A 1,651-nucleotide genomic window follows, 5' to 3' on the forward strand; every position below is an offset into this window, starting at 1 on the left:
GTTCTCGCTGAATTCGCCGCGTTCATGGCGGACACGAACGAGATGGTCTCGACCGTCGTCGGACGGTGGGCCGCCAGAAAGCCGCCGGCCGCAGCCCCGGGGGCAGAGCCGGGCGCGGCCGTGACGGCCGCGCTGCCGGGGCCGCCGCGTAGCGTCCGGCGGACACTGTCGATCGAAACCATGCCGTACATCATTGATCACTGCTTCTACGGCCAGCCGCCGGGGTGGCCGCATCTCGCCGACCGTTTCCCGGTGATCCCGATGACCACCCTGCTCGAGATGATGATCGATGAGGCGCGGGCGTTCGCGCCCGGTCGGGTGGCGCTCGGGCTGACCGACATCCGGGCGCTGCGCTGGCTCGCGATCGAGCCTGCGGTCGAGGTGACCATCACCGCGGTCGCGGTCGGACCGGACGCGGTAATGGTCAATGTCGAGGGGTACGCACGCGGCACGGTCATCCTTGGCGACGACTACCCGGCGCCGCCGACGCCGTCCGATGAACCACTGCCCGACCTGCGACGCGATGTGGTCGACGGACAGTCGATCTACCGGAGCGGACGGTTGTTCCACGGGCCCGGCTTCCAGGGCCTGGTCGCGGTCGGGCCGATCTCACCGAAGGGCGTCCACGGCGAGTTCGTCGTCACCGAGGCTCCCGGCGCGCTCCTGGACACCGCCGGCCAGCTGTTCGGCTACTGGCCGATGGAGTACCTCCGGACGGACTGGCTCCTGTTGCCCACGACGATCCGCTCCCTGCGGTTCTTCGGCCCGCCTCCGGTGGTAGGCGACCGGCTGACTGGCACTGTGTGGGTGCGCGACGTGGGGGACACGACCGTCACCGCCGACCTGGAGATACGGGCCGCTGACGGCACAGTGTGGGCGGTGATCGAGGGCTGGAAGGACCGGCGGTTCTCCCAGGATGACGTGACGTGGTCGATGTTGCTGAGTCCGGCGCGCAGCGCGATCGCCGAGCGCGCCGAGGGCGGATGGGTGTTCGTCCGGGAGCGATGGCATGACACCGCATCCCGCGAGCTCATGCTGCGTCACCACCTCGACGCCGACGAGCGGGCAGCGCTTGCCGCCAGGAATCCGAAGGCGGCGCGGCAGTGGCTGATTGGACGGATCGCGGCGAAGGACGCCGTCCGCCACTGGCTCTGGGACGGCGGCGCCGGTGACGTGTGGGGCATCGAGATCGGCGTGTCGAACGAGCCGTCGGGCCGGCCGGTGATCGACCGGTTGCCCGACCGTGGTGGCACACCGATCGCGGCGCCGCCACATGTGTCGCTGGCCCACACAGGATTCCTCGGCGTGGCGCTGGTGCATCCCGAGGGCGATGTCGGCATCGACATCGAGCGGGTGGCGTCGCGTGCGCCGGGCGTCGAGACGTTCGCCCTCGCCGAGACGGAACAGGTCCTTCTCACGGAGGTCGCCGGCGCCGACCCGGACCGGCGCGCACTGTGGTTCACCCGGTTCTGGACCGCGAAGGAATCGGTGGCGAAGGCGGACGGCGTCGGATTGGCGGGCCAGCCGAAGAGGTTCGTCGTGGACACGGTGGCACCCGGTCATCTCCGGGTCCGCGTGGACGCTCCGCGAGCGCACGTACGCTGGGTCGCCCACCAGCTGATCGACGCGGCCGGCGAGCCCGTGCCGGACC

General features: G+C 70.7%; 2 protein-coding genes. One reads left to right on the plus strand and one right to left on the minus strand.

The window, feature by feature from the left end; translation table 11 throughout:
* A partial coding sequence (locus U9980_RS17460) for a hypothetical protein (protein WP_322768895.1) occupies nt 1–182 on the minus strand: 182 nt, incomplete at its 3' end.
* On the opposite strand from U9980_RS17460, the gene U9980_RS17465 reads away from it, so the two are divergent.
* Nucleotides 181–1,651, plus strand: a 1,471-nt coding sequence (locus tag U9980_RS17465) for a 4'-phosphopantetheinyl transferase superfamily protein (RefSeq protein ID WP_322768896.1), incomplete at its 3' end; no start/stop codon positions are given. The two genes, U9980_RS17460 and U9980_RS17465, sit on opposite strands and share 2 nt — an antisense overlap.

The sequence above is a fragment of the Protofrankia sp. Cr1 genome (assembly GCF_963555865.1).
In the GTDB taxonomy this organism is placed as follows: domain Bacteria; phylum Actinomycetota; class Actinomycetes; order Frankiales; family Frankiaceae; genus Protofrankia.